General features: G+C 59.0%; 31 protein-coding genes. 29 read left to right on the forward strand and 2 right to left on the reverse strand.

All coding sequences use genetic code 11. The annotated features are described in order from the left end of the window. Positions 1–250 precede the first annotated feature (250 nt). The 4 genes from rplJ to rpoC all read left to right on the forward strand — a co-directional run bounded on the left by rplJ (position 251) and on the right by rpoC (position 9,996). On the forward strand, positions 251–769 hold the full coding sequence (rplJ, locus tag LPU83_RS46050) for a 50S ribosomal protein L10 (RefSeq protein WP_024318428.1): 519 nt from the start codon (positions 251–253) through the stop codon (positions 767–769). A gap of 58 nt (positions 770–827) precedes the next feature. Further along, positions 828–1,205, forward strand: coding sequence for a 50S ribosomal protein L7/L12 (rplL, locus tag LPU83_RS46055; RefSeq protein WP_024318427.1), 378 nt, complete (start codon positions 828–830; stop codon positions 1,203–1,205). 256 nt (positions 1,206–1,461) lie between these two features. Then, a complete protein-coding gene (gene rpoB / locus LPU83_RS46060) occupies positions 1,462–5,601 on the forward strand; it encodes a DNA-directed RNA polymerase subunit beta (protein WP_024318426.1) in 4,140 nt (1,379 codons plus the stop codon). A gap of 186 nt (positions 5,602–5,787) precedes the next feature. Continuing rightward, positions 5,788–9,996, forward strand: a complete 4,209-nt coding sequence (gene rpoC, locus LPU83_RS46065; RefSeq protein WP_024318425.1) for a DNA-directed RNA polymerase subunit beta' — start codon at positions 5,788–5,790, stop codon at positions 9,994–9,996. Positions 9,997–10,082: 86 nt separating this feature from the next. Here the strand turns inward: rpoC and LPU83_RS46070 are convergent, their stop codons facing one another. Continuing rightward, complete coding sequence (locus tag LPU83_RS46070) at positions 10,083–10,511, reverse strand: NUDIX hydrolase (RefSeq protein WP_024318424.1); 429 nt, start codon at positions 10,509–10,511, stop codon at positions 10,083–10,085. Between the two features lie 6 nt (positions 10,512–10,517). Continuing rightward, positions 10,518–10,811, reverse strand: a complete 294-nt coding sequence (locus LPU83_RS46075; RefSeq protein ID WP_024318423.1) for a hypothetical protein — start codon at positions 10,809–10,811, stop codon at positions 10,518–10,520. Between the two features lie 484 nt (positions 10,812–11,295). On the opposite strand from LPU83_RS46075, the gene rpsL reads away from it, so the two are divergent. From rpsL to rplO, 25 genes are all read left to right on the forward strand, one after another. Beyond that, the gene (rpsL, locus tag LPU83_RS46080) at positions 11,296–11,667 is read left to right on the forward strand and encodes a 30S ribosomal protein S12 (RefSeq protein ID WP_011424978.1); all 372 of its coding nucleotides are present in this window, start codon (positions 11,296–11,298) and stop codon (positions 11,665–11,667) included. A gap of 78 nt (positions 11,668–11,745) precedes the next feature. Further along, positions 11,746–12,216, forward strand: a complete 471-nt coding sequence (gene rpsG / locus LPU83_RS46085; RefSeq protein ID WP_024318422.1) for a 30S ribosomal protein S7 — start codon at positions 11,746–11,748, stop codon at positions 12,214–12,216. 29 nt (positions 12,217–12,245) lie between these two features. Continuing rightward, entirely contained in the window at positions 12,246–14,345 is a 2,100-nt protein-coding gene (gene fusA, locus LPU83_RS46090) for an elongation factor G (protein ID WP_024318421.1), read from the forward strand. A gap of 69 nt (positions 14,346–14,414) precedes the next feature. Next, positions 14,415–15,590, forward strand: coding sequence for an elongation factor Tu (tuf, locus tag LPU83_RS46095; protein WP_037069361.1), 1,176 nt, complete (start codon positions 14,415–14,417; stop codon positions 15,588–15,590). Positions 15,591–15,901: 311 nt separating this feature from the next. Beyond that, positions 15,902–16,210 carry a 30S ribosomal protein S10 gene (gene rpsJ / locus LPU83_RS46100; RefSeq protein WP_003547547.1) on the forward strand — a complete coding sequence of 103 codons (309 nt, stop codon included), beginning with the start codon at positions 15,902–15,904 and terminating at the stop codon, positions 16,208–16,210. Positions 16,211–16,244: 34 nt separating this feature from the next. Continuing rightward, entirely contained in the window at positions 16,245–16,886 is a 642-nt protein-coding gene (gene rplC / locus LPU83_RS46105) for a 50S ribosomal protein L3 (RefSeq protein WP_024314776.1), read from the forward strand. Between the two features lie 13 nt (positions 16,887–16,899). Beyond that, complete coding sequence (gene rplD / locus LPU83_RS46110; protein ID WP_024314775.1) at positions 16,900–17,520, forward strand: 50S ribosomal protein L4; 621 nt, start codon at positions 16,900–16,902, stop codon at positions 17,518–17,520. Continuing rightward, positions 17,517–17,810, forward strand: coding sequence for a 50S ribosomal protein L23 (locus LPU83_RS46115; RefSeq protein WP_024314774.1), 294 nt, complete (start codon positions 17,517–17,519; stop codon positions 17,808–17,810). Before rplD ends, LPU83_RS46115 begins: the two co-directional genes overlap by 4 nt. 11 nt (positions 17,811–17,821) lie before the next feature. Next, positions 17,822–18,658 (forward strand): 50S ribosomal protein L2, encoded by an 837-nt coding sequence (rplB, locus tag LPU83_RS46120; RefSeq protein WP_024314773.1) that lies wholly within the window; start codon positions 17,822–17,824, stop codon positions 18,656–18,658. Between the two features lie 15 nt (positions 18,659–18,673). Then, positions 18,674–18,952, forward strand: a complete 279-nt coding sequence (gene rpsS / locus LPU83_RS46125) for a 30S ribosomal protein S19 (protein WP_007531666.1) — start codon at positions 18,674–18,676, stop codon at positions 18,950–18,952. Between the two features lie 2 nt (positions 18,953–18,954). Then, on the forward strand, positions 18,955–19,344 hold the full coding sequence (gene rplV, locus LPU83_RS46130; protein ID WP_007787740.1) for a 50S ribosomal protein L22: 390 nt from the start codon (positions 18,955–18,957) through the stop codon (positions 19,342–19,344). Then, complete coding sequence (rpsC, locus tag LPU83_RS46135) at positions 19,344–20,063, forward strand: 30S ribosomal protein S3 (protein WP_007531669.1); 720 nt, start codon at positions 19,344–19,346, stop codon at positions 20,061–20,063. Before rplV ends, rpsC begins: the two co-directional genes overlap by 1 nt. A gap of 36 nt (positions 20,064–20,099) precedes the next feature. Continuing rightward, complete coding sequence (gene rplP, locus LPU83_RS46140) at positions 20,100–20,513, forward strand: 50S ribosomal protein L16 (protein WP_003573792.1); 414 nt, start codon at positions 20,100–20,102, stop codon at positions 20,511–20,513. Positions 20,514–20,525: 12 nt separating this feature from the next. Further along, positions 20,526–20,726 carry a 50S ribosomal protein L29 gene (rpmC, locus tag LPU83_RS46145; RefSeq protein WP_016553554.1) on the forward strand — a complete coding sequence of 67 codons (201 nt, stop codon included), beginning with the start codon at positions 20,526–20,528 and terminating at the stop codon, positions 20,724–20,726. An 11-nt stretch (positions 20,727–20,737) separates the two neighbouring features. Beyond that, entirely contained in the window at positions 20,738–20,977 is a 240-nt protein-coding gene (rpsQ, locus tag LPU83_RS46150; RefSeq protein WP_007787739.1) for a 30S ribosomal protein S17, read from the forward strand. A 260-nt stretch (positions 20,978–21,237) separates the two neighbouring features. Beyond that, complete coding sequence (rplN, locus tag LPU83_RS46155; RefSeq protein WP_007787738.1) at positions 21,238–21,606, forward strand: 50S ribosomal protein L14; 369 nt, start codon at positions 21,238–21,240, stop codon at positions 21,604–21,606. 12 nt (positions 21,607–21,618) lie between these two features. Next, positions 21,619–21,927, forward strand: coding sequence for a 50S ribosomal protein L24 (rplX, locus tag LPU83_RS46160; protein ID WP_024314772.1), 309 nt, complete (start codon positions 21,619–21,621; stop codon positions 21,925–21,927). Next, positions 21,920–22,477, forward strand: a complete 558-nt coding sequence (rplE, locus tag LPU83_RS46165) for a 50S ribosomal protein L5 (protein WP_024314771.1) — start codon at positions 21,920–21,922, stop codon at positions 22,475–22,477. The genes rplX and rplE overlap by 8 nt, the downstream gene beginning before the upstream one ends. 32 nt (positions 22,478–22,509) lie before the next feature. Continuing rightward, positions 22,510–22,815 carry a 30S ribosomal protein S14 gene (gene rpsN / locus LPU83_RS46170; protein ID WP_003573787.1) on the forward strand — a complete coding sequence of 102 codons (306 nt, stop codon included), beginning with the start codon at positions 22,510–22,512 and terminating at the stop codon, positions 22,813–22,815. Between the two features lie 12 nt (positions 22,816–22,827). Then, on the forward strand, positions 22,828–23,226 hold the full coding sequence (rpsH, locus tag LPU83_RS46175) for a 30S ribosomal protein S8 (protein WP_003547562.1): 399 nt from the start codon (positions 22,828–22,830) through the stop codon (positions 23,224–23,226). A 42-nt stretch (positions 23,227–23,268) separates the two neighbouring features. Next, positions 23,269–23,802 (forward strand): 50S ribosomal protein L6, encoded by a 534-nt coding sequence (rplF, locus tag LPU83_RS46180; protein WP_024314770.1) that lies wholly within the window; start codon positions 23,269–23,271, stop codon positions 23,800–23,802. 12 nt (positions 23,803–23,814) lie between these two features. Then, on the forward strand, positions 23,815–24,177 hold the full coding sequence (rplR, locus tag LPU83_RS46185) for a 50S ribosomal protein L18 (protein ID WP_024314769.1): 363 nt from the start codon (positions 23,815–23,817) through the stop codon (positions 24,175–24,177). Positions 24,178–24,309: 132 nt separating this feature from the next. Then, complete coding sequence (gene rpsE, locus LPU83_RS46190) at positions 24,310–24,879, forward strand: 30S ribosomal protein S5 (RefSeq protein WP_016553561.1); 570 nt, start codon at positions 24,310–24,312, stop codon at positions 24,877–24,879. 14 nt (positions 24,880–24,893) lie between these two features. Next, entirely contained in the window at positions 24,894–25,103 is a 210-nt protein-coding gene (gene rpmD, locus LPU83_RS46195; RefSeq protein ID WP_007531681.1) for a 50S ribosomal protein L30, read from the forward strand. A 15-nt stretch (positions 25,104–25,118) separates the two neighbouring features. Next, entirely contained in the window at positions 25,119–25,592 is a 474-nt protein-coding gene (gene rplO, locus LPU83_RS46200) for a 50S ribosomal protein L15 (protein WP_024314768.1), read from the forward strand. Positions 25,593–25,786 lie beyond the last annotated feature (194 nt).

The following is a 25,786-nucleotide window of genomic DNA, read 5'->3' on the forward strand; positions in this document are numbered from 1 at the left end:
CCTGTCCGAGATTGCAGGTGGTTTTCCCTTAATCACTTCGCCTGCATGAGACGGGTAAGACCCGAATTGCATGAAGTTCTCTTCTAGGAATTTGGTTCGAGCCTTGGATGCCTTGTGCCTTCGGCCTTTCTTTGGCGCGAAGCGCGAGGGGACAGGATCCTCAAGCGTCGCTTGGGATCTCTTCTGATCCCAGGAGGCAAAGGCAACCCGGTAGGTCCCGTCAAAAGGTCCTGCCAACTGGAGATAGGCAGTGGAAAGAGCGGAAAAACGCGAATTCGTCACGGAACTGAACGAAGTCTTCAAGGCTTCGGGCTCGGTTGTCGTGGCCCACTATGCTGGTGCTACAGTCGCGCAGATGAACGACTTCCGTTCGAAGATGCGCGCTGCTGGCGGCACCATCAAAGTCGCGAAGAACCGCCTGGCCAAGATCGCCCTTCAGGGTACGGAAGCGGAAGGGATTTCCAATCTCTTCACCGGTCAGACGCTGATTGCATACAGCACTGATCCGATCACCGCTCCGAAAGTCGTCGTGGATTTCGCCAAGGGCAACGACAAGATCGTTGTACTGGGCGGCGCCATGGGAACAACCACGCTCAACGCCGATGCAGTCAAGTCGCTTGCGACCCTGCCGTCGTTGGACGAACTGCGCGCGAAGCTGCTGGGCATGATCCAGACTCCGGCTACCCGCATCGCAGGCGTTGTTGCAGCACCGGCAAGCCAGCTTGCTCGCGTGTTCTCGGCTTACGCCAAGAAGGACGAAGCCGCATAAGGCGGTTTTTTGCTGTTTATAAAATACCGGTTCGAACCGAACAAAAGGAACTGATAACATGGCTGATCTCGCAAAGATCGTAGACGACCTCTCCTCGCTGACCGTTCTGGAAGCTGCAGAACTGTCGAAGCTTCTCGAAGAAAAGTGGGGCGTTTCCGCTGCTGCTCCGGTAGCTGTTGCTGCTGCTGCTGGCGGTGGCGCTGCTGCTGTCGTTGAAGAAGAAAAGACCGAGTTCGACGTCATCCTCACGGATGCCGGCGCAAACAAGATCAACGTCATCAAGGAAGTCCGCGCCATCACCGGCCTCGGCCTCAAGGAAGCCAAGGACCTCGTCGAAGGCGCTCCGAAGGCTGTCAAGGAAGCCGTTTCCAAGGCTGAAGCTGCTGACATCAAGAAGAAGCTTGAAGACGCCGGCGCCAAGGTCGACGTTAAGTAATCTTGAACTGCATCTGGGAGGTGGGTTTACCGCCTCCCATTTGCCGTTTAGTCGAACGAATTACCCAAAAGCCGCGTGAGAACGGCTTTTGGGTAATGGGTTCTTCAAGAGGATGGTCTCGAACCGAGACGCGCAGGCAATCCGGCCTCGCATTTCGGGAAGTGAGACGAGATTGAACTACTCATTGATTGACGGGGCCGACTGGCCATCGGTTCCCGTCCGTTGCAGGCCCGGATGCAATTTTGAAGGAGCGACGATGGCTCAGACCCTTTCGTTCAATGGTCGTAGGCGCGTACGCAAGTTTTTCGGTAAGATTCCAGAAGTCGCAGAAATGCCGAACCTCATCGAGGTTCAGAAGGCATCGTATGATCAATTCCTGATGGTTGAAGAGCCCAAGGGCGGTCGCCCTGACGAGGGCCTTCAGGCTGTCTTCAAGTCCGTTTTCCCGATCACGGATTTCTCCGGCGCTTCGATGCTGGAGTTCGTGTCCTATGAGTTCGAACCGCCGAAGTTCGACGTTGATGAATGCCGCCAGCGCGACCTCACCTACGCCGCGCCGCTGAAGGTTACTCTCCGTCTGATCGTGTTCGATATCGATGAAGATACGGGCGCGAAGTCCATCAAGGACATCAAGGAACAGTCGGTCTACATGGGCGACATGCCGCTCATGACCAACAACGGTACGTTCATCGTCAACGGCACCGAGCGCGTTATCGTGTCTCAGATGCACCGTTCGCCGGGCGTCTTTTTCGATCACGACAAGGGCAAGAGCCATTCTTCCGGCAAGCTGCTCTTCGCTGCCCGCGTGATCCCGTATCGCGGTTCCTGGCTCGACATCGAGTTCGACGCCAAGGATATCGTCTATGCCCGTATCGACCGCCGCCGCAAGATCCCCGTAACTTCGCTGCTGATGGCGCTCGGCATGGACGGTGAAGAAATTCTGTCGACCTTCTACACGAAGTCAGACTATCAGCGCGACGGCAAGGGCTGGCGTATTCCGTTTACGCCTGAGACCCTCAAGGGTGCCAAGGCGATCACCGAAATGGTCGACGCCGATACCGGCGAAGTCGTTGTCGAAGCCGGCAAGAAGCTGACCCCGCGTCTGCTCCGCCAGCTCGCGGACAAGGGCCTGAAGGCTCTGAAGGCAACGGACGAAGATCTGTACGGCAACTACCTCGCCGAAGACATCGTCAACTACTCGACGGGTGAAATCTACCTCGAGGCCGGCGACGAGATCGACGAGAAGACGCTGCCTGTCATCCTGCAGAACGGTTTCGACGAGATCCCGGTTCTCGGCATCGACCACATCAATGTCGGCGCCTATATCCGCAACACGCTGACGGCAGACAAGAACGAGCACCGCCAGGACGCTCTGTTCGACATCTACCGCGTCATGCGTCCGGGTGAACCGCCCACAATGGACTCGGCCGAAGCCATGTTCAACTCGCTGTTCTTCGATGCGGAGCGGTACGACCTCTCCGCCGTTGGCCGCGTGAAGATGAACATGCGTCTTGATCTCGACGTCGAAGACACCGTCCGCATCTTGCGCAAGGACGACATCCTGGCCGTGGTCAAGATGCTGGTCGAACTGCGCGACGGCAAGGGCGAAATCGACGACATCGACAACCTCGGCAACCGTCGTGTTCGCTCCGTCGGCGAATTGATGGAAAACCAGTACCGTCTCGGTCTGCTCCGCATGGAGCGTGCGATCAAGGAACGTATGTCCTCGATCGAAATCGACACGGTCATGCCGCAGGATCTGATCAACGCGAAGCCGGCAGCTGCTGCCGTTCGTGAATTCTTCGGCTCCTCGCAGCTGTCGCAGTTCATGGACCAGGTGAACCCGCTTTCGGAAATCACCCACAAGCGCCGTCTATCGGCTCTTGGCCCAGGTGGTCTGACCCGCGAGCGCGCAGGCTTCGAAGTCCGCGACGTTCACCCGACCCACTACGGCCGCATTTGCCCGATCGAAACGCCGGAAGGCCCGAACATCGGTCTGATCAACTCGCTTGCGACCTTCGCCCGCGTGAACAAGTACGGCTTCATCGAAAGCCCGTACCGCCGCATCGTTGATGGCAAGGTGACGAACGACGTTCTTTACCTCTCTGCCATGGAAGAAGCGAAGTACTACGTCGCGCAGGCGAACGCCGAGCTCGGCACCGACGGTTCCTTCACCGACGAATTCGTCGTCTGCCGTCACGCCGGCGAAGTCATGCTCGCACCGCGCGACAGTATGAACCTGATGGACGTCTCGCCCAAGCAGGTCGTTTCGGTTGCTGCCGCTCTCATCCCGTTCCTGGAAAACGACGACGCCAACCGCGCTCTCATGGGCTCGAACATGCAGCGTCAGGCCGTGCCGCTGCTGCGCGCCGAAGCTCCGTTCGTCGGCACCGGCATGGAGCCGGTCGTCGCCCGCGACTCCGGTGCTGCTATCGGCGCCCGCCGCGGTGGTGTTGTCGACCAGGTCGACGCGACGCGTATCGTTATCCGTGCGACGGAAGACCTCGAAGCTGGCAAGTCCGGCGTCGATATCTACCGCCTGCAGAAGTTCCAGCGTTCGAACCAGAATACCTGCGTTAACCAGCGCCCGCTGGTCACCGTCGGTGACGAGGTCAACCGCGGCGACATCCTCGCCGACGGTCCGTCGACGGACCTGGGCGATCTGGCACTCGGCCGCAACGCGCTCGTCGCGTTCATGCCGTGGAACGGTTACAACTACGAAGACTCGATCCTGCTCTCCGAGCGTATCGTTGCTGACGACGTGTTCACCTCCATCCACATCGAAGAATTCGAAGTGATGGCGCGTGACACCAAGCTTGGTCCGGAAGAAATCACGCGCGACATTCCGAACGTATCGGAAGAAGCACTGAAAAACCTCGACGAAGCCGGTATCGTCTACATCGGCGCCGAAGTTCAGCCGGGCGATATCCTCGTCGGCAAGATCACGCCGAAGGGCGAAAGCCCCATGACGCCGGAAGAAAAACTTCTGCGCGCCATCTTCGGTGAGAAGGCTTCGGACGTTCGCGATACCTCCATGCGCATGCCGCCCGGCACCTACGGCACGATCGTCGAAGTGCGCGTCTTCAATCGCCATGGCGTTGAGAAGGACGAGCGCGCGATGGCGATCGAGCGCGAAGAGATCGAGCGTCTTGCAAAGGACCGCGACGACGAGCAGGCGATCCTCGACCGTAACGTCTACGGTCGTCTGGTCGACATGCTGCGTGGCCAGGTCGCCATTGCGGGCCCGAAGGGCTTCAAGAAGGGCACCGAGCTGGCAAACGCCGTCGTCTCCGAATACCCGCGCTCGCAGTGGTGGATGTTCGCGGTCGAAGACGAGAAGGTCCAGGGCGAACTCGAAGCTCTGCGTGGCCAGTACGACGAATCCAAGTCGCGCCTTGAGCAGCGCTTCATGGACAAGGTCGAAAAGGTCCAGCGCGGCGACGAAATGCCTCCGGGTGTCATGAAGATGGTCAAGGTCTTCGTTGCTGTGAAGCGCAAGATCCAGCCAGGCGACAAGATGGCCGGCCGTCACGGCAACAAGGGCGTCGTGTCGCGCATCGTTCCGGTCGAAGACATGCCGTTCCTGGAAGATGGCACGCACGTCGACGTCGTTCTGAACCCGCTGGGCGTGCCTTCGCGCATGAACGTCGGTCAGATCCTCGAGACCCACCTTGGTTGGGCATGCGCCGGTATGGGCCGCCAGATCGGCGACATGCTGGAAGCCTACAGGGCAAGCGGCAACATCGAGCCGCTGCGCAAGACGATCGGCGACGTTGTCGGCGACGGTCCGAAGGCCGAACAGGTCAAGGACTTCGACGATGACTCGGTCCTGCGTCTGGCTGACCAGTGGAAGCGCGGCGTTTCGATTGCAACGCCGGTCTTCGACGGTGCTCATGAAGGTGACGTCAACGAGATGCTGGCTCTGGCTGGTCTCAAGGAAAGCGGTCAGTCGACGCTGTACGACGGCCGTACCGGTGAGCAGTTCGACCGCCAGGTCACGGTTGGCTACATCTACATGCTGAAGCTGAACCACCTTGTCGACGACAAGATCCACGCCCGTTCGATTGGTCCTTACTCGCTCGTTACCCAGCAGCCGCTGGGCGGCAAGGCGCAGTTCGGCGGTCAGCGCTTCGGCGAAATGGAAGTCTGGGCTCTGGAAGCATACGGTGCAGCCTACACGCTGCAGGAAATGCTGACGGTGAAGTCGGACGACGTCGCCGGCCGTACCAAGGTCTACGAAGCCATCGTCCGTGGCGACGATACGTTCGAAGCCGGTATTCCGGAAAGCTTCAACGTTCTCGTCAAGGAAATGCGCTCGCTCGGTCTCTCTGTCGAACTCGAGAATTCGAAGGTCGACGAGCAGCAGGCCGGCCAGTTGCCGGACGCCGCCGAGTAACCACCGATAGGGTGTGCGCTGCAACGCAGCGCGCACCGTTCCCGCTCTGGCCCCGTACGTGTCGGCCGGGCAGGGACGATTTCGCCGCATTCTGCGGTTATTGTCGTTTTGAGCGTTGGCGCGGCTCCCGGGATTTGCCGCCGTCCATGCAAGCTAAGGGCGCATCCGCCCATGAAGGAGACAGGCATGAACCAAGAGGTCATGAATCTTTTCAATCCGCAGGTGCCTGCACAGAACTTCGATTCCATCCGGATTTCGATTGCTTCTCCGGAGAAGATTCTTTCCTGGTCTTACGGTGAGATCAAGAAGCCGGAAACCATCAACTACCGCACGTTCAAGCCGGAACGCGACGGTCTCTTCTGCGCGCGCATATTCGGACCGATCAAGGACTACGAGTGCCTGTGCGGCAAGTACAAGCGCATGAAGTACAAGGGCATCATCTGCGAAAAGTGCGGCGTCGAAGTCACGCTGTCGCGCGTTCGCCGTGAGCGCATGGGCCACATCGAGCTCGCAGCTCCCGTTGCCCACATCTGGTTCCTGAAGTCGCTGCCGAGCCGCATCTCGACGCTGCTCGACATGACGCTGAAGGATGTAGAGCGCGTTCTCTACTTCGAAAACTACATCGTCACAGAGCCGGGCCTCACCGCCCTTAAGGAGCACCAGCTCCTCTCGGAAGAAGAGTATATGCTGGCCGTCGACGAATATGGCGAAGACCAGTTCACGGCCATGATCGGCGCTGAGGCCATCTACGAGATGCTGGCCTCGATGAACCTCGAGAAGATCGCTGGCGATCTGCGCTCTGAGCTTGCCGACACGACGTCGGATCTCAAGCAGAAGAAGCTGATGAAGCGCCTGAAGATCGTCGAGAACTTCATGGATTCGGGCAACCGCCCGGAATGGATGATCATGAAGGTCGTTCCGGTGATCCCGCCGGACCTGCGCCCGCTCGTTCCGCTTGATGGCGGTCGTTTCGCGACGTCGGACCTCAACGATCTCTACCGCCGTGTCATCAACCGTAACAACCGTCTGAAGCGCCTGATCGAACTGCGCGCTCCGGGCATCATCATCCGCAACGAAAAGCGCATGCTGCAGGAATCTGTGGACGCGCTCTTCGACAACGGCCGCCGTGGCCGCGTTATCACCGGCGCCAACAAGCGTCCGCTGAAGTCGCTGTCCGACATGCTCAAGGGCAAGCAGGGCCGCTTCCGTCAGAACTTGCTCGGCAAGCGCGTCGACTACTCCGGCCGTTCGGTCATCGTGACCGGTCCGGAACTGAAGCTGCATCAGTGCGGTCTTCCGAAGAAGATGGCGCTCGAGCTCTTCAAGCCGTTCATCTATGCCCGTCTCGACGCCAAGGGTTACTCCTCGACGGTCAAGCAGGCCAAGAAGCTGGTCGAAAAGGAAAAACCTGAGGTTTGGGATATCCTCGACGAGGTCATCCGCGAGCATCCCGTTCTCCTGAACCGCGCGCCGACGCTGCACCGCCTGGGCATCCAGGCCTTCGAACCTACCCTGGTCGAAGGCAAGGCTATCCAGCTGCACCCGCTCGTCTGCACGGCATTCAACGCCGACTTCGACGGCGACCAGATGGCCGTTCACGTGCCGCTGTCACTCGAAGCCCAGCTCGAAGCCCGCGTTCTGATGATGTCGACGAACAACATCCTGCACCCGGCAAACGGTGCACCGATCATCGTTCCGTCGCAGGATATGGTTCTCGGCCTCTATTACCTCTCGATCATGAATCAGAACGAGCCGGGCGAAGGCATGGCCTTCTCCGATCTCGGCGAACTGCATCATGCGCTCGAGACCAAGGTCGTGACGCTGCACACCAAGATCCGCGGTCGCTTCAAGTCGGTCGGCGAGGACGGCAAGCCGTATTCGAAGATCTACGAAACGACGCCGGGCCGTCTGCTCATTGGCGAACTTCTGCCGAAGAACGGCAAGGTGACCTTCGACATCTGCAACCAGGAAATGACCAAGAAGAACATCTCGAAGATGATCGACGCGGTCTACCGTCATTGCGGCCAGAAGGACACGGTCATTTTCTGCGACCGTATCATGCAGCTCGGCTTCAGCCATGCGTGCCGCGCCGGCATTTCGTTCGGCAAGGACGACATGGTCATTCCGGAAACCAAGGCGAAGATCGTCGGTGATACCGAAAACTTGGTGAAGGAATACGAACAGCAGTACAATGACGGCCTGATCACCCAGGGCGAAAAGTACAACAAGGTCGTCGACGCCTGGGGCAAGGCCACCGAGAAGGTCGCCGAAGACATGATGGCGCGCATCAAAGCCGTCGAATTCGACAAGACCACCGGTCGTCAGAAGCCCATGAACGCCATCTACATGATGTCGCACTCCGGCGCCCGTGGTTCTCCGAACCAGATGCGTCAGCTGGGCGGCATGCGCGGCCTCATGGCCAAGCCGTCGGGCGAAATCATCGAAACGCCGATCACGTCGAACTTCAAGGAAGGCCTGACCGTCAACGAGTACTTCAACTCGACGCACGGTGCCCGTAAGGGTCTCGCAGACACCGCCTTGAAGACCGCGAACTCCGGTTACCTGACACGCCGTCTCGTCGACGTCGCCCAGGATTGCATCGTCAACTCGGTCGATTGCGGTACCGATACCGGCCTCACCATGACTGCCATCGTCGATGCCGGTCAGGTCGTTGCCTCGCTCGGCGCGCGTATTCTCGGTCGTACGGCTCTCGACGATATCGATCATCCGGTTACGGGTGAGCGCCTCGTTGACGCCGGCAAGATGATCCTCGAACCCGATGTCATCGAGATCGAAAAGGCTGGTATCCAGTCGATCCGCATCCGTTCGGCCCTGACCTGCGAAATCCAGACCGGCGTTTGCGCGGTCTGCTACGGTCGTGACCTTGCGCGCGGCACGCCTGTCAATATGGGCGAAGCGGTCGGTGTTATCGCTGCTCAGTCGATCGGCGAGCCGGGCACGCAGCTCACCATGCGTACGTTCCACCTTGGTGGCACGGCAACCGTGGTCGACCAGTCGTTCCTGGAAGCTTCGTATGAAGGTACGGTTCAGATCAAGAACCGCAACCTGCTACGCAACTCGGATGGCAACCTCGTTGCTATGGGCCGCAACATGACCGTCCAGATCCTGGACGAACGTGGTGTCGAGCGCTCCTCGCAGCGTGTGGCCTACGGTTCGAAGCTGCACGTCGACGAAGGCGACAAGGTCAAGCGCGGCCAGCGTCTGGCAGAGTGGGACCCCTACACCCGCCCGATGATGACGGAAGTAGCAGGTACCGTTCAGTTCGAAGACGTTGTCGACGGTCTGTCGGTTCTTGAAGCGACCGATGAATCCACGGGTATCACCAAGCGTCAGGTTATCGACTGGCGTTCGACCCCGCGTGGTTCGGACCTCAAGCCGGCAATCGTCATCAAGGACGCCAGCGGCAATGTCATGAAGCTGTCCCGAGGTGGTGACGCTCGCTTCCTGCTTTCGGTCGATGCGATCCTGTCGGTCGAGCCGGGCACGAAGGTGTCTCAAGGTGACGTGCTTGCACGTTCGCCGCTCGAAAGCGCCAAGACCAAGGACATCACCGGTGGTCTGCCGCGCGTTGCCGAACTGTTCGAAGCTCGTCGTCCGAAGGACCACGCCATCATCGCTGAGATCGATGGTACGATCCGCCTCGGCCGCGACTACAAGAACAAGCGTCGCGTCATCATCGAGCCGGAAGACGGTGTCGAGCCGGTCGAATACCTGATCCCGAAGGGCAAGCCCTTCCACCTTCAGGAAGGCGACTATATCGAGAAGGGTGACTACATCCTCGACGGTAACCCGGCTCCGCACGACATCCTGGCGATCAAGGGCGTCGAAGCTCTGGCTTCGTACTTGGTCAACGAAATCCAGGAAGTCTATCGCCTGCAGGGCGTTGTCATCAACGACAAGCACATCGAAGTGATTGTGCGTCAGATGCTGCAGAAGGTGGAAATCACCGATGCAGGCGACTCGACCTACATCGTCGGCGACAACGTCGACCGCATCGAGCTCGAAGACGTCAACGATGCGCTGATCGAACAGGGCAAGAAGCCTGCTTATGGCGATCCGGTTCTGCTCGGTATCACCAAGGCGTCGCTGCAGACCCCATCCTTCATCTCCGCCGCGTCCTTCCAAGAAACGACGAAGGTGCTGACGGAGGCTGCAATCGCCGGCAAGACCGACGGCCTGCAGGGTCTGAAGGAAAACGTCATCGTCGGCCGCCTGATCCCGGCCGGTACCGGTGGCACGATGACCCAGATCCGCCGCATCGCGACGTCGCGCGACGAGATGATCCTCGAAGAACGCCGCAAGGGCACGGGCGCCGATGTCGCCACCCCGATGCTGCAGGATCTCGCAGGCGAGAGCGCGCCGGCTGCCGAATAATCGGCAGTTTGGTTCTCAGAATTGAAAAGCCGCCCGGAGCGATCCGGGCGGCTTTCGTTTTTGGTTCGTTATTATTGGTGGGAGGCTCAGCTAAGCAGCGGCAATCCATGCTCCATGCCGTAGCCGAGCCGTGTGCGGGCGTGGTCGAAGCTGAGCCAGAAGAAACGGAACAGGATTGGCCCTCCGCCGCTGAACGGCGTCATTTCCCGATGCAGCCAGGTGGCGGGCTGCCTACCTTCGAGGGAAACGTGGAAGTAGTGCCGCCGGTGGCAAGTTTCGGTGCCGTCTTTGGAAAAGCGATAGTCATGGACGGCGAGCGGGGCGAGGCGAGTTGCGGGCAGGATCCCGGTCTCTTCCGAGAATTCCCGAAGTGCCGCGGCACCGACATCTTCGCCGGCCTCAACCGTACCGCCGGGAACCTGGAGCGCGACCTCGGGAAAGTCGGGCTCATCGAAAACCAGTAGCCGGTCGCGCCACGTGGCATAGATCAGCACCTTGAGCGCATTCGGCTTCATCGGGTCTCAGCTGAAGCGGATGATCGCGACTTCGCCGTCGACGGCTCCCTGGTAAGCGGAGGCGTGCGGCTCCTCTTCTGGTACCTCGGTCAGCATGCCGATCTGGTCGAGATCTGCCTCGATGAAGCCTTCCTCGGCCAGTGCGTTCAGAGCCTCGCGCACGGCGCTGTCGTCATCGGCGGCCTTGAGCATGATGTGGAGGTCGACGCCCTCGCTGTCATCGGACTGATAGCCCTTGCCGATGATGATGAAGACCATCGGGCCTTCGGAATTGTTGTCGTTGTCGGGGGCAGTAATCATCGGATGTCCTTCGATTCGAGATTTGAATCTGATGTCATGCGCTTAGCGTCTGCAATCGGTGATTCCATAGCCGCTTTTTGTCGCGATGCTCAAGTTTATCTTGCCGCGCCGCAGTGAATTCGCCTAGAAGCGCCAAAAGAGCGCGGAATGACCCGGTTTCAAGGCGTTTGGCCGAAGTTTATTTCTCAAGGCCTTGACGAGACGACGGGAAACCAGTAGTACCCGCGCCATCCGGACCCATGTGAGGCATGGCCATTCGGGGCGACGCGCTCCGGAGATCACCTCAAACAAGGTCCGAAACGCACGTTGAAGATATGATGCCTGCACGCACGACGCATGTCTTTTGCGTCCTCTGCTCTCTGTGGTCCATCTGCGAAAGCGGATCGGGCCACGTTTTGCGCATTGAGACAAGCGTGTGATCTTGCCGGAGACGGCGCGAGTTACGCCCGCAAGGGATTGAGATATAAACGTAAGGGATGGTTGAATGCCTACCGTAAACCAGCTTATCCGCAAGCCGCGTCAGGCGAACGTAAAGCGTAATAAGGTTCCTGCCCTGCAGGAAAACCCGCAGAAGCGCGGCGTTTGCACCCGCGTCTACACGACGACGCCGAGGAAGCCGAACTCGGCTCTCCGTAAGGTCGCAAAGATCCGTCTGACCAACGGCTTCGAAGTCATTGGTTACATTCCCGGCGAAGGTCACAACCTTCAGGAACACTCTGTCGTCATGATCCGTGGCGGCCGCGTTAAGGACCTTCCGGGTGTCCGTTACCACATCATTCGCGGCGTTCTCGATACCCAGGGTGTCAAGAACCGCAAGCAGCGCCGTTCGAAGTACGGTGCGAAGCGTCCGAAGTAATTCGGGTTTTTAAGAAATCCGGCGCTGCGTGAGGTCCTCCGCGTGATAAAGCGCCTTAACGGTTAAGAGACGAGAAGTATGTCCAGACGTCACAGAGCAGAAAAGCGCGAGATCAACCCGGACCCGAAGTTCGGCGATCTCATCGTCACCAAGTTCATGAATGCCATCATGCTTGACGGCAAGAAGTCCGTCGCTGAAAGCATTGTCTACGGCGCATTTGACTCCGTACAGGGCAAGTCCAAGCAGGAGCCGCTCGGCGTGTTCCATCAGGCTCTGGACAACGTTGCTCCGCACGTTGAAGTCCGTTCGCGCCGCGTTGGTGGTGCTACCTATCAGGTTCCGGTCGACGTTCGTCCGGAGCGCCGTCAGGCCCTGGCCATCCGCTGGCTGATCGCTGCCGCGCGCAAGCGCAACGAAACGACCATGGTCGACCGACTGTCGGGCGAGCTTCTCGATGCATCCAACAACCGTGGTTCCGCGGTCAAGAAGCGCGAAGACACGCATAAGATGGCTGATGCCAACCGTGCGTTCTCGCATTATCGCTGGTAATCCCGAACGGGTTCGAAAGGCAGTCCACAATGGCTCGCGAATATAAAATCGAAGACTACCGAAATTTCGGTATCATGGCGCACATTGACGCCGGCAAGACGACGACGACCGAGCGTATTCTTTACTACACCGGCAAGTCCCACAAGATCGGTGAAGTGCACGACGGCGCAGCCACCATGGACTGGATGGAGCAGGAGCAGGAGCGTGGCATCACGATCACTTCCGCTGCGACCACGACCTACTGGAAGGGTCGCGACGGCAAGACGCGCCGCTTCAACATCATCGACACCCCCGGCCACGTCGACTTCACCATCGAAGTCGAGCGTTCGCTGCGCGTTCTCGACGGTGCTATTGCTCTTCTCGATGCCAACGCAGGCGTAGAGCCGCAGACGGAAACCGTCTGGCGTCAGGCTGAGAAGTACAACGTTCCGCGCATGATCTTCTGCAACAAGATGGACAAGACCGGCGCGGACTTCTACCGCTCGGTTGAGATGATCAAGACCCGTCTCGGTGCGACTGCTGTTGTCATGCAGCTGCCGATCGGCGCAGAAACAGAGTTCAAGGGTGTTGTCGACCTGATCGAGATGAATGCTCTCGTCTGGCGCGATGAATCGCTCGGCGCCCAGTGGGACGTCGTCGAAATCCCGGACGACCTGAAGGCCAAGGCTGAAGAGTATCGCGAAAAGCTGATCGAGACCGTTGTCGAGATCGACGAAGCCGCGATGGAAGCCTACCTCGAAGGCAACATGCCCGACAACGATCAGATCCGTGCGCTCGTTCGCCGCGGCACGATCGACGTCAAGTTCCACCCGATGTTCTGCGGCACGGCCTTCAAGAACAAGGGCGTTCAGCCGCTACTCGACGCCGTTGTCGACTACCTGCCGTCGCCGCTCGACATTCCGGCGATCAAGGGCATCGACTTCAAGACGGAAGCCGAAATCGAGCGTCATGCTGACGATTCCGAGCCGCTTTCGATGCTCGCGTTCAAGATCATGAACGACCCCTTCGTCGGTTCGCTGACCTTCGCGCGCATCTACTCCGGCAAGCTCGAAAAGGGTTCGTCGGTTTTGAACACGGTCAAGGACAAGCGCGAGCGTGTCGGCCGTATGCTGCAGATGCACTCGAACTCGCGCGAAGACATCGAAGAAGCCTTCGCAGGCGACATCGTTGCTCTCGCCGGCCTCAAGGAAACCACCACGGGTGACACGCTCTGCGATCCGCTGAAGCCTGTTATTCTCGAGCGCATGGAATTCCCTGAGCCGGTTATCCAAATCGCGATCGAGCCGAAGTCCAAGGGCGACCAGGAAAAGATGGGCCTCGCGCTCAACCGCCTGGCTGCTGAAGACCCGTCCTTCCGCGTTAAGACCGACCAGGAATCCGGCCAGACAATCATCGCCGGCATGGGCGAGCTTCACCTCGACATCATCGTTGACCGTATGCGTCGCGAATTCAAGGTTGAAGCAAACGTCGGTGCTCCGCAGGTTGCTTACCGCGAAACCATCACGCGCCAGCACGAGGAAGACTATACGCACAAGAAGCAGTCCGGTGGTACCGGCCAGTTCGCGCGCGTCAAGATCGTCTTCGAACCGAACCCGGAAGGCGAAGACTTCAAGTTCGAATCCAAGATCGTCGGCGGTGCTGTTCCGAAGGAATACATCCCGGGCGTTCAGAAGGGGATCGAAAGCGTTCTGTCGTCCGGCCCGCTGGCTGGCTTCCCGATGCTCGGCGTCAAGGCGACGCTCATCGACGGTGCCTTCCATGACGTCGACTCGTCGGTTCTGGCCTTCGAAATCGCCTCGCGTGCTTGCTTCCGTGAAGCAGCCAAGAAGGCCGGCGCTCAGCTGCTCGAGCCGATGATGAAGGTCGAAGTCGTAACGCCTGAAGATTACGTCGGTGACGTGATCGGCGACCTGAACTCCCGTCGTGGCCAGATCCAGGGCCAGGAAAGCCGTGGTGTAGCGGTTGTCATCAACGCCAACGTTCCGCTGGCGAACATGTTCAAGTACGTCGACAACCTGCGCTCCATGTCTCAGGGCCGCGCGCAGTACACGATGACCTTTGATCACTATTCGCCGGTCCCGTCGAACGTCGCAACGGAAATCCAGGCAAAGTATTCCGGTCAGAAGTGACCGGAATACCAATTGACCGATAACAAAAATTAGATCCCTCAGGGGACCTTAAAAGAGTGGAGAGCCCACATGGCAAAGAGTAAGTTTGAGCGCAACAAGCCGCACGTTAACATCGGCACGATCGGCCACGTTGACCACGGCAAGACGTCTCTGACGGCAGCGATCACGAAGTATTTCGGCGAGTTCAAGGCGTACGACCAGATCGACGCTGCGCCGGAAGAAAAGGCCCGCGGCATCACCATTTCGACGGCCCACGTCGAATACGAGACCCCAGCCCGCCACTATGCTCACGTTGACTGCCCCGGCCATGCCGACTACGTCAAGAACATGATCACCGGTGCGGCGCAGATGGACGGCGCGATCCTGGTTTGCTCGGCTGCTGACGGCCCGATGCCGCAGACCCGCGAGCACATCCTGCTGGCTCGCCAGGTCGGCGTTCCTGCGATTGTCGTGTTCCTCAACAAGGTCGACCAGGTTGACGATGCCGAGCTTCTCGAACTCGTCGAGCTCGAAGTGCGCGAACTGCTGTCGTCCTACGACTTCCCGGGCGACGACATTCCGGTCATCAAGGGCTCGGCTCTTGCTGCTCTGGAAGACTCGGACAAGAAGATCGGCGAAGACGCGATCCGCGAGCTGATGGCAGCCGTTGACGCCTATATCCCGACGCCTGAGCGTCCGATCGACCAGCCGTTCCTGATGCCGATCGAAGACGTGTTCTCGATCTCGGGCCGTGGTACGGTTGTGACCGGCCGCGTCGAGCGTGGCATCGTCAAGGTTGGCGAAGAAGTCGAAATCGTCGGCATCCGCCCGACCTCGAAGACGACGGTGACCGGCGTTGAAATGTTCCGCAAGCTGCTCGATCAGGGCCAGGCTGGCGACAACATCGGCGCTCTCGTTCGCGGTGTGAACCGTGACGGCGTCGAGCGTGGTCAGATCCTGTGCAAGCCGGGCTCTGTCAAGCCGCACAAGAAGTTCAAGGCCGAAGCCTACATCCTGACGAAGGAAGAAGGCGGCCGTCATACGCCGTTCTTCACGAACTACCGTCCGCAGTTCTACTTCCGCACGACGGACGTGACGGGCATCGTCACGCTGCCGGAAGGCACGGAAATGGTTATGCCTGGCGACAACGTCACGGTTGACGTCGAGCTGATCGTTCCGATCGCGATGGAAGAAAAGCTGCGCTTCGCGATCCGCGAAGGCGGCCGTACCGTCGGCGCAGGCATCGTTGCCTCCATCGTCGAGTAATCTTCGCAACGGCCGCTCCACGGGAGCGGCCGGTTCGATGACAATATTATGAAGCAAGTGGCTTTGGCCGCTTGCTTATTACAGTAAAATGTTGCAAATGGCGCGCGAGCGCTATTTGCGCCCTGCTTCGCTCATCGAAGCGGGTGACTACAGCAAACAATAAGGTGGGCTGGAAGGCCTGAAGACTGGATAGGGGCACCGTAACCCGGCGCCTCTCTCGATCTTTGAAACCGGTGGTCCGCCTTAGGAATAAAAACAGCCCGTGCCTAACCGAAAGGCGCGCGGGATAACAAACACAAGGATAACGTCGAATGAACGGCCAAAATATCCGCATTCGCCTGAAGGCGTTCGATCACCGCATTCTCGACGCTTCGACGCGCGAGATCGTGTCGACGGCGAAGCGCACCGGAGCTAGTGTCCGGGGCCCCGTTCCGCTTCCGACTCGCATCGAGAAGTTTACGGTCAACCGGTCCCCACACATCGACAAGAAGAGCCGCGAGCAGTTCGAGATGCGCACGCATAAGCGCCTTCTCGACATCGTTGACCCGACACCGCAGACGGTAGACGCGCTGATGAAGCTCGATCTCGCCGCTGGTGTCGATGTTGAGATCAAGCTCTGAGCCCTGCTCGAGCTGAGTTGGAAGGATTGAACCGATGCGTTCAGGTGTGATTGCACAAAAGGTGGGCATGACCCGCGTCTACAACGACGCCGGGGAGCATGTTCCGGTAACTGTACTGCGCATGGAAGGCTGCCAGGTTGTGGCCCAGCGCACAGTGGAAAAGAACGGCTACGCCGCAGTTCAGCTCGGTGCTGGCGCGGCGAAGGTCAAGAATACGTCGAAGGCGATGCGCGGTAACTTCGCTGTCGCCAATGTCGAGCCGAAGGCCAAGCTCGCGGAATTCCGCGTCACGGAAGACAACCTCCTCGAGGTTGGCACCGAGCTCAAGGCTGGTCACTTCGCAGCTGGTCAGCTCGTCGATGTGACGGGTACGACGATCGGTAAGGGCTTTGCGGGCGCCATGAAGCGTCACGGTTTCGGCGGTCTTCGCGCCACGCACGGTGTGTCTGTTTCGCACCGCTCGCATGGTTCGACGGGTTCGCGCCAGGATCCGGGCAAGGTTTTCAAGAACAAGAAGATGGCTGGTCACATGGGCCAGACGCGCGTTACGACTCAGAACCTTGAAGTGGTTTCGACCGATGAAGATCGCGGTCTGATCCTGATCAAGGGTGCAGTACCCGGTTCCAAGGGTGCCTGGATCATTGTGCGCGACGCCGTCAAGTCGGCCGCGAAGTAAGGGAGCCAGACCAATGGAATTCAACGTCAAGACCCTCGAGGGAAAAGACGCAGGGAAGGTTTCTCTTTCTGACGCGATTTTCGGCCTCGAGCCCCGCGAAGACATTCTCGCCCGCGTCATCCGCTGGCAGCTTGCCAAGAAGCAGCAGGGCACGCACAAGGCCAAGGGCCGCGCCGAAGTATGGCGCACCGGTGCCAAGATGTACAAGCAGAAGGGTACGGGCCGCGCTCGTCACCATTCGGCTCGCGCTCCGCAGTTCCGCGGCGGTGGTAAGGCTCACGGCCCGGTTGTTCGCAGCCACGAACACGACCTTCCGAAGAAGGTTCGCGCGCTCGGCCTGCGCCTCGCTCTTTCGGCAAAGCTGAAGTCCGATGATGTCATCATCATCGACAACCTAGTCGCTGCTGAAGCAAAGACCAAGGCACTGGCATCGACCTTCGAGACGCTCGGCCTGACCAACGCTCTCTTCATCGGTGGCGCTGAACTTGATGGCAACTTCAAGCTCGCAGCCAAGAACATCCCGAATATCGATGTTCTGCCGATCCAGGGCATCAACGTTTATGACATCGTGCGCCGCGGCAAGCTCGTGCTTTCCAAGGCAGCCGTTGAAGCTCTAGAGGAGCGTTTCAAGTGACCGATCTTCGCCACTATGATGTGATCGTCTCGCCGGCGATCACCGAAAAGTCCACTCTGGTATCGGAAAACAACCAGGTTGTTTTCAATGTCGCCAAGACGGCGTCGAAGCCGGAAATCAAGGCTGCAGTCGAGGCGCTCTTCGGCGTCAAGGTCACGGCCGTCAACACCCTGCTCCGTAAGGGCAAGACCAGGCGTTTTCGCGGTATTGTCGGCAAGCAGAAGGACGTGAAGAAGGCTGTCGTGACTTTGGCTGAAGGCCAGACGATCGACGTCTCCACCGGTCTCTGAGGAATAAAAAGATGGCATTGAAAACATTCAATCCGACGACCCCGAGCCAGCGTCAGCTGGTCATCGTCGATCGCTCCTCGCTCTACAAGGGCAAGCCGGTCAAGGCGCTGACGGAAGGTCTGACTAAGAGCGGTGGTCGTAACAACCTCGGCCGCATCACTGCCCGCTTCATCGGCGGCGGTCACAAGCGCACTTATCGTCTGGTCGACTTCAAGCGTCGCAAGTTCGACGTCGAGGGCACCGTCGAGCGTATCGAATACGATCCGAACCGTACGGCTTTCATCGCGCTGGTGAGCTATGCTGACGGCGAGAAGGCCTATATCCTCGCTCCGCAGCGCCTTGCTGCCGGCGACAAGGTCATCGCTTCGGAAAAGGCTGTCGACGTGAAGCCCGGCAATACGATGCCGCTGCAGTTCATTCCGGTCGGCTCCATCATCCACAACGTGGAAATGAAGCCGGGCAAGGGTGGTCAGATCGCCCGCTCCGCCGGTGGTTACGCACAGCTCGTCGGCCGCGACCAGGGCATGGCGATCCTTCGCCTGAACTCCGGTGAACAGCGCCTCGTCCATGGCTCCTGCCTTGCGTCGATCGGAGCCGTCTCCAACCCTGACCACGCCAACATCAATGACGGCAAGGCCGGTCGTACTGTTTGGCGCGGCAAGCGTCCGCATAACCGCGGTGTCGTCATGAACCCGGTCGACCATCCGCACGGCGGTGGTGAAGGCCGTACCTCTGGTGGTCGTCACCCGGTAACTCCGTGGGGCAAGCCGACCAAGGGCAAGCGCACCCGGTCGAACAAGTCGACCGACAAGATGATCATGCGCTCGCGTCATCAGCGTAAGAAGTAAGAGAGGAAGTCTCCAATGGCTCGTTCAGTATGGAAAGGTCCGTTCGTTGACGGCTATCTTCTCAAGAAGGCTGAGAAGGTTCGTGAAGGCGGACGTGCAGAAGTAATCAAGATCTGGAGCCGTCGCTCCACGATCCTGCCGCAGTTCGTCGGTCTCACCTTCGGCGTCTACAACGGCAGCAAGCATGTTCCGGTCAGCGTCAATGAAGACATGGTCGGCCACAAATTCGGTGAATTCTCTCCGACCCGGACCTACTACGGTCACGGTGCGGACAAGAAGGCAAAGAGGAAGTAATCATGGGCAAGGCAAAAGCCGAACGCCGGCTGAAGGACAACGAGGCGCAAGCAGTCGCCCGTACGCTCCGCGTCAGCCCACAGAAGCTCAACCTCGTTGCTGCGGCTATCCGCGGCAAGAAGGTCGATCGTGCACTCGCTGAGCTGGAATTCTCCCGCAAGCGCATCGCAGGCGCCGTCAAGAAGACGCTCGAATCTGCGATCGCAAACGCCGAGAACAACCACGATCTCGACGTTGACACGCTGGTTGTCGCAGAAGCCTACGTAGGCAAGTCGATCGTCATGAAGCGTTTCCACGCTCGTGGCCGTGGCCGTGCATCTCGCGTCGAGAAGCCGTTCGCGCACCTCACGATCGTTGTCCGCGAAGTGCAGGCACAAGAGGAGGCCGCATAATGGGTCAGAAAATCAATCCAATCGGTTTCCGTCTTGGCATCAACCGTACCTGGGATAGCCGCTGGTTTGCGGACAATGCCGAGTACGGCCAGCTGCTGCACGAAGACCTGAAGATGCGCAAGTTCGTGATGAGCGAACTGAAGCAGGCCGGTATCGCCAAGGTGGTCATCGAGCGTCCGCACAAGAAGTGCCGCGTCACGATCCACTCGGCTCGTCCTGGCCTGATCATCGGCAAGAAGGGCGCAGACATCGACAAGCTCCGCAAGAAGCTGTCGGAGATGACGAATTCCGAAACGCACCTCAACATCGTTGAAGTTCGCAAGCCGGAAGTCGACGCTACGCTCGTCGCACAGTCGATCGCTCAGCAGCTCGAGCGTCGTGTTGCTTTCCGTCGCGCCATGAAGCGTGCCGTTCAGTCTGCAATGCGTCTTGGCGCCGAAGGCATCAAGATCACCTGCGCAGGCCGTCTCGGCGGTGCAGAAATCGCTCGTACGGAGTGGTACCGCGAAGGTCGCGTTCCGCTGCACACGCTGCGTGCTGACATCGACTATGGTACGGCTGAAGCGGAAACCGCTTTCGGCATCTGCGGCATCAAGGTTTGGATCTTCAAGGGCGAAATCCTTGAGCACGATCCGATGGCCTCCGAGCGCCGCGCACTCGAGGGTGACGCTCAGGGTCCGGCAAGCCGTGATCGCGATCGTCGCCGCGACAACGCTTAATGGCGTTGGTGGCAGATAAGTTCGGAGAATAAGAAAATGTTGCAGCCAAAGCGTACCAAGTACCGCAAGCAATTTAAGGGCCGCATCAAGGGCGTCGCCAAGGGTGGTTCAGACCTCGCCTTCGGTGAATTCGGCCTTAAGGCTCAAGAGCCGAACCGCGTCAATGCACGCGAGATCGAAGCGGCCCGCCGCGCGATCACGCGTTACATGAAGCGCGCCGGCCGTGTATGGATCCGCGTGTTCCCGGATGTTCCGGTAACCGCAAAGCCGACCGAAGTCCGTATGGGTAAGGGTAAGGGCTCTGTTGAATATTGGGCATGCAAGGTCAAGCCAGGCCGTATGATGTTCGAAATCGACGGCGTTAGCGAAGAAATCGCTCGCGAAGCGCTTCGCCTCGGCTCTGCCAAGCTCTCGGTCAAGACGCGCTTCGTACAGCGCATTGCAGAGTAAGGAGCAAGGCACATGAAAGCCGAAGAAGTTCGCGGCCTGACGGCCGATCAGCTCAAGGACAAGCTTGCCGACCTGAAGAAGGAGCAGTTCAACCTGCGCTTCCAGAAGGCCACCGGTCAGCTCGAAAAGTCCTCTCGCGTCAACGAAGTTCGCAAGGACATCGCCCGCGTGAAAACCATTGCCCGCCAGAAGGCGGCAGAAGCAAAGGCGTAAAGGAAAAGATCATGCCGAAGCGCATTCTGCAGGGCGTTGTCGTTGGCGACAAGAACGAGAAGACTGTCGTAGTTCGCGTTGAGCGTCGTTTTGCTCACCCGCTGCTCCAGAAGACCGTTCGTCGTTCCAAGAAGTACAAGGCTCACGACGAAAACAACCAGTACAAGATCGGCGATACCGTATCCATCGAGGAATGCGCGCCGATCTCGAAGGACAAGCGCTGGACGGTCGTTTCCGCCCAGGCCAAGTAAGATTTTTGCGCGAGGCCTTGCGTCTCGCGGAAATATCTGTATGAAGCAGCGTCAGAACGCTCGTCCGTCGGGCGTTCTTTTGCTTTGAGCGCACGGAAGGTCCCGTTGGGAAACCACCCTGGCACGATCGATCCCGCGCTATTCAAGCTATGCCGTGTTTTCGCCTGCTCTCGTAGCAAGCGGCCGGCTGACAATTTTCATATGCCGGGGAAGGGGGCTCGCAGCCCAACCATTCCGGTAAACCAAGAAGGCGACCTGATATGATTCAGATGCAAACAAACCTCGACGTGGCGGATAATTCCGGCGCACGTCGTGTCATGTGCATCAAGGTGCTGGGCGGCTCGAAGCGCAAGTATGCCGGGATCGGCGACGTTATCGTCGTTTCGATCAAGGAAGCGATCCCGCGTGGCCGCGTGAAGAAGGGTGACGTGATGAAGGCGGTGGTTGTTCGTACCGCCAAGGAAATCCGTCGCGTTGATGGCAGCATCATCCGTTTCGACACAAATGCAGCAGTCCTCATCGACAACAAGAAAGAGCCGATCGGCACCCGTATCTTCGGACCGGTTCCGCGCGAACTTCGCGCCAAGAACCACATGAAGATCATCTCGCTGGCTCCCGAAGTACTGTAAGGAGCGCGAACGATGCAAAAGATTCGTAAGGGCGACAAGGTCGTCATGCTCGCAGGCAAGGACAAGGGCCGCACCGGCGAAGTCCTTCAGGTTCTGCCTAAGGAAGATCGCGCCGTTGTTCGTGGCGTCAACGTCGTAAAGCGCCATCAGCGCCAGACGCAGACCCAGGAAGCCGGCATCATCAGCAAGGAAGCCTCGGTTCACTTGTCCAACGTTGCAATCATCGACAAGGACGGCAAGCCGACCCGCGTTGGTTTCAAGGTTGTTGACGGCAAGAAGGTCCGTGTGGCTAAGCGTTCTGGAGATGTGATCGATGGCTGAGGCAAAGTACGAGCCGCGGCTCAAGAAGGAATATGTTGAGCGCATCCGCGCGGCGATGCAGGAGAAGTTCTCCTTCGCCAACGAGATGATGATCCCGAAGCTCGACAAGATCGTAATCAACATGGGTGTTGGTGAAGCAACGGCTGATTCGAAGAAGCCGACTGTTGCTGCAGCTGACCTGGCTGCTATCGCTGGTCAGAAGCCGGTCATCACCCGTGCACGCAACTCCATCGCTGGCTTCAAGGTCCGCGAAGATATGCCGATCGGCGCAAAGGTTACCCTGCGCGGCGCTCGCATGTACGAGTTCCTGGACCGTCTGATCAACATCGCGCTTCCGCGCGTTCGCGACTTTCGTGGCCTGAACCCGAAAAGCTTTGACGGCCGTGGCAACTTCGCCATGGGCATCAAGGAGCACATTGTGTTCCCTGAGATCAACTACGACAAGGTTGATCAGATGTGGGGCATGGACATCATCGTTTGCACGACGGCAACGAAGGACGACGAAGCACGGGCTCTGCTGACAGAGTTCAACTTCCCGTTCCGTCAGTAACCGTAACGACGAGCGTAGAAAAGGAACCGCACATGGCGAAGACAAGCGCAGTTGAAAAGAACAAGCGCCGCCGTACTACGGTCGCCAACCAGGCCGCTAAGCGGGCTGCGTTGAAGGCGATCATCATGAACCAGGCTCTTCCGATCGAAGAGCGGTTCAAGGCCTCGATCAAGCTGGCATCCCTGCCGCGCGATGGATCCAAGACCCGCATTCGCAATCGTTGCGAAGTATCGGGCCGTCCGCGCGCATACTACCGCAAACTGCGCATGTCGCGTATCGCGCTGCGTGAACTCGGCAATCTCGGCAAGGTGCCGGGCATCGTCAAGTCGAGCTGGTAAGGAGCAGGTTAGATGACAATGACTGATCCGTTGGGCGATATGCTCACTCGCATCCGCAACGGCGCTTCTCGCCGCAAGTCGTCGGTCTCGACGCCTGCTTCGAAGCTCCGTGCACGCGTTCTCGATGTTCTGCAGTCCGAAGGCTACATCCGTGGCTATTCCGTTGTCGATTTCGGCAATGGCAAGTCGGAACTCAGCATCGAGCTCAAGTACTACGAAGGCGCATCGGTGATCCGTGAGATCGGCCGTGTGTCCAAGCCGGGCCGCCGGGTTTATGTCTCGGTCAAGTCCATTCCGCAGGTCGCGAACGGCCTCGGCATCACTATCCTTTCGACCCCGAAGGGCGTGATGGCCGATCACCAGGCTCGCGAACAGAACGTTGGTGGCGAGGTTCTTTGCTCGGTCTTCTAAGACAGAGCAAGGATCTCCATAGCGAACAGACAGGATTGAAACATGTCTCGTATCGGTAAAAGGCCCGTTCAGGTACCTGCTGGGATCACGGCTACGGTCGAAGGCCAGAAGGTCACTGCAAAGGGCCCGAAGGGCGAACTGTTCTTCGTCGCAAATGACGGAATCGGCATCAAGCTCGAGGATAATGCGGTTGTTGTAACGCCGCTCACGCAGTCGAAGGAAGCTCGTTCGAAGTGGGGCATGTCCCGCACGATGATCGAGAACATCTTCAAGGGCGTCAAGGACGGCTACGAGCGCAAGCTCGAAATCAACGGCGTTGGTTACCGCGCATCCCTGCAGGGAAAGAACCTGCAGCTGGCGCTCGGCTTCAGCCACGACGTGGTTTATGAGCCGCCGCAGGGCATTACGATCGCTGTGCCGAAGCCGACGGAAATCGTCGTTTCCGGCATCAACAAGCAGCAGGTCGGCCAGGTTGCCGCTGAAATCCGCGAATACCGCGGTCCTGAGCCTTACAAGGGCAAGGGCGTCAAGTATGCCGAAGAGCGGATTGTCCGCAAAGAAGGCAAGAAGAAGTAAGGATCACGCGAAATGGCTAGCAGGAAAGAAGCACTTGCACGTCGTGCCAACCGCGTGCGTCGTCACCTCAAGTCGGTGGCCAACGGTCGGCCGCGCCTGTCGGTTCATCGCTCGTCGAAGAACATCTATGCTCAGATCATTGACGATGTCGCCGGTAAGACGCTCGCGTCTGCCTCGACCCTCGACAAGGATCTGCGCGGTTCTCTGAAGACCGGTGCTGACACGGCAGCAGCGACCCTCGTAGGCAAGCTCGTTGCTGAGCGCGCATCGAAGGCAGGCGTCAAGGACGTGGTATTCGACCGTGGCGCCTTCATCTACCACGGCCGTATCAAGGCTCTGGCAGAAGCAGCCCGCGAAGGCGGTCTGTCCTTCTAATAAAGTTTCCGGCCGGCAAGCCCTAGGGCACCGGCCGGATCTCACCGGACCGCAGGCGTCTCGAAAGGGGAGGCCGATGCGGTCTTCGTTTTGTTTGCCGATTGCACCCGGAAAAGAAAAAGGAAAAGGACAATGGCACAGGAAAGAAGAGGTTCTCGCGACGATCGCCAGAACCGCGAAGAACGCGATAGCGAATTCGTCGACAAGCTGGTCGCGATCAATCGCGTTGCCAAGGTTGTAAAGGGTGGCCGCCGTTTCGGTTTCGCCGCTCTCGTCGTCGTAGGTGACCAGAAGGGCCGCGTTGGCTTCGGTCACGGCAAGGCGCGCGAAGTGCCGGAAGCAATCCGCAAGGCGACTGAAGCCGCTAAGCGCGAACTGATCTTCGTACCGCTGCGTGACGGCCGTACGCTGCATCACGACGTTCATGGCCGCCATGGCGCTGGCAAGGTTCTGCTTCGTTCGGCCAAGGTCGGTACCGGTATCATCGCCGGTGGCCCGATGCGCGCCGTTTTCGAAACGCTCGGCGTTCACGACGTCGTCGCCAAGTCGACCGGTTCCTCGAACCCATACAACATGGTTCGCGCTACCTTCGACGCCCTGAAGCACCAGGTTCACCCGAAGGACATCGCAGCTCAGCGCGGCATCAAGTATGCAACGCTCCAGGCTCGCCGTGCCGCTTCTGGCAATGCCTCTGAAGAATAAGAGGAGTCTGACAGATGGCTAAGGCTACCAAGAAGACTGAAGCGAAGACGGTTACTGTCGAACAGATCGGCAGCCCGATTCGTCGTCCGGACGTCCAGCAGCGCACGCTGATTGGCCTCGGACTTAACAAGATGCACCGTCGCCGCACGCTGGAAGATACCCCTTCCGTTCGTGGCATGATCCGTGCTGTCCAGCATCTCGTTCGCGTCGTCGACGAGAAGTAAGCCGGGAGATTCACTATGAAACTCAATGAAATCAAAGACAACGAAGGTTCAACCCACAGCCGCAAGCGCCTTGGCCGCGGTATTGGTTCGGGTTCGGGCAAGACCGGTGGTCGCGGTGTAAAGGGTCAGAAGTCCCGTTCTGGCGTTGCCATCAACGGTTTTGAAGGCGGTCAGATGCCAATCTACCGTCGCCTGCCGAAGCGCGGCTTCAACAACATCTTCAAGGCCGACTTCGTCGTCGTGTCGCTTGAGCGTGTTCAGGCTGCCATCGACGCTGGCAAGCTCGACGCGAAGGCAACTGTCGACGCAACAGCTCTGAAGGCTGCCGGCGTTATCCGCCGCGTCAAGGACGGTGTTCGCGTTCTCGCAGACGGCGAGCTGAAGGCAAAGGTCAAGTTCGAAGTTGCTGGCGCTTCCAAGCCGGCGATCGAAAAGATCGAAAAGGCAGGCGGTTCCGTCACGCTTCTTTCTGCCGCAGCTGCAGAATAATTAATCTTATGATAAGTCGCCCGGGGTGCTTCACACCGGGCGATTTTGCTCCCATATGTGAGCCTCACAAAAACCGGCTGGACGCACGTGCGTCATGGGCGGTAGGAACGAACACATGGGTGAGGCATAGGTTGCGTCCGCAATCCGTCCGAAGCCCGCTTTTGAATAATTCAGAATGCTGATTCCGGGTCCGG

The sequence above is a fragment of the Rhizobium favelukesii genome (assembly GCF_000577275.2).
In the GTDB taxonomy this organism is placed as follows: Bacteria; Pseudomonadota; Alphaproteobacteria; order Rhizobiales; family Rhizobiaceae; genus Rhizobium; species Rhizobium favelukesii.

Excerpts from the sequence above, each read along its gene's own strand:
- rplL (WP_024318427.1), top strand. The coding sequence starts at position 828 with ATGGCTGATCTCGCAAAGATCGTAGACGACCTCTCCTCGCTGACCGTT.
- rpoB (WP_024318426.1), top strand. The coding sequence starts at position 1,462 with ATGGCTCAGACCCTTTCGTTCAATGGTCGTAGGCGCGTACGCAAGTTT.
- rpoC (WP_024318425.1), top strand. The coding sequence starts at position 5,788 with ATGAACCAAGAGGTCATGAATCTTTTCAATCCGCAGGTGCCTGCACAG.
- LPU83_RS46070 (WP_024318424.1), bottom strand. The coding sequence starts at position 10,511 with ATGAAGCCGAATGCGCTCAAGGTGCTGATCTATGCCACGTGGCGCGAC.
- LPU83_RS46075 (WP_024318423.1), bottom strand. The coding sequence starts at position 10,811 with ATGATTACTGCCCCCGACAACGACAACAATTCCGAAGGCCCGATGGTC.
- rpsL (WP_011424978.1), top strand. The coding sequence starts at position 11,296 with ATGCCTACCGTAAACCAGCTTATCCGCAAGCCGCGTCAGGCGAACGTA.
- rpsG (WP_024318422.1), top strand. The coding sequence starts at position 11,746 with ATGTCCAGACGTCACAGAGCAGAAAAGCGCGAGATCAACCCGGACCCG.
- fusA (WP_024318421.1), top strand. The coding sequence starts at position 12,246 with ATGGCTCGCGAATATAAAATCGAAGACTACCGAAATTTCGGTATCATG.
- tuf (WP_037069361.1), top strand. The coding sequence starts at position 14,415 with ATGGCAAAGAGTAAGTTTGAGCGCAACAAGCCGCACGTTAACATCGGC.
- rpsJ (WP_003547547.1), top strand. The coding sequence starts at position 15,902 with ATGAACGGCCAAAATATCCGCATTCGCCTGAAGGCGTTCGATCACCGC.
- rplC (WP_024314776.1), top strand. The coding sequence starts at position 16,245 with ATGCGTTCAGGTGTGATTGCACAAAAGGTGGGCATGACCCGCGTCTAC.
- rplD (WP_024314775.1), top strand. The coding sequence starts at position 16,900 with ATGGAATTCAACGTCAAGACCCTCGAGGGAAAAGACGCAGGGAAGGTT.
- rplB (WP_024314773.1), top strand. The coding sequence starts at position 17,822 with ATGGCATTGAAAACATTCAATCCGACGACCCCGAGCCAGCGTCAGCTG.
- rpsS (WP_007531666.1), top strand. The coding sequence starts at position 18,674 with ATGGCTCGTTCAGTATGGAAAGGTCCGTTCGTTGACGGCTATCTTCTC.
- rplV (WP_007787740.1), top strand. The coding sequence starts at position 18,955 with ATGGGCAAGGCAAAAGCCGAACGCCGGCTGAAGGACAACGAGGCGCAA.
- rpsC (WP_007531669.1), top strand. The coding sequence starts at position 19,344 with ATGGGTCAGAAAATCAATCCAATCGGTTTCCGTCTTGGCATCAACCGT.
- rplP (WP_003573792.1), top strand. The coding sequence starts at position 20,100 with ATGTTGCAGCCAAAGCGTACCAAGTACCGCAAGCAATTTAAGGGCCGC.
- rpmC (WP_016553554.1), top strand. The coding sequence starts at position 20,526 with ATGAAAGCCGAAGAAGTTCGCGGCCTGACGGCCGATCAGCTCAAGGAC.
- rpsQ (WP_007787739.1), top strand. The coding sequence starts at position 20,738 with ATGCCGAAGCGCATTCTGCAGGGCGTTGTCGTTGGCGACAAGAACGAG.
- rplN (WP_007787738.1), top strand. The coding sequence starts at position 21,238 with ATGATTCAGATGCAAACAAACCTCGACGTGGCGGATAATTCCGGCGCA.
- rplX (WP_024314772.1), top strand. The coding sequence starts at position 21,619 with ATGCAAAAGATTCGTAAGGGCGACAAGGTCGTCATGCTCGCAGGCAAG.
- rplE (WP_024314771.1), top strand. The coding sequence starts at position 21,920 with ATGGCTGAGGCAAAGTACGAGCCGCGGCTCAAGAAGGAATATGTTGAG.
- rpsN (WP_003573787.1), top strand. The coding sequence starts at position 22,510 with ATGGCGAAGACAAGCGCAGTTGAAAAGAACAAGCGCCGCCGTACTACG.
- rpsH (WP_003547562.1), top strand. The coding sequence starts at position 22,828 with ATGACAATGACTGATCCGTTGGGCGATATGCTCACTCGCATCCGCAAC.
- rplF (WP_024314770.1), top strand. The coding sequence starts at position 23,269 with ATGTCTCGTATCGGTAAAAGGCCCGTTCAGGTACCTGCTGGGATCACG.
- rplR (WP_024314769.1), top strand. The coding sequence starts at position 23,815 with ATGGCTAGCAGGAAAGAAGCACTTGCACGTCGTGCCAACCGCGTGCGT.
- rpsE (WP_016553561.1), top strand. The coding sequence starts at position 24,310 with ATGGCACAGGAAAGAAGAGGTTCTCGCGACGATCGCCAGAACCGCGAA.
- rpmD (WP_007531681.1), top strand. The coding sequence starts at position 24,894 with ATGGCTAAGGCTACCAAGAAGACTGAAGCGAAGACGGTTACTGTCGAA.
- rplO (WP_024314768.1), top strand. The coding sequence starts at position 25,119 with ATGAAACTCAATGAAATCAAAGACAACGAAGGTTCAACCCACAGCCGC.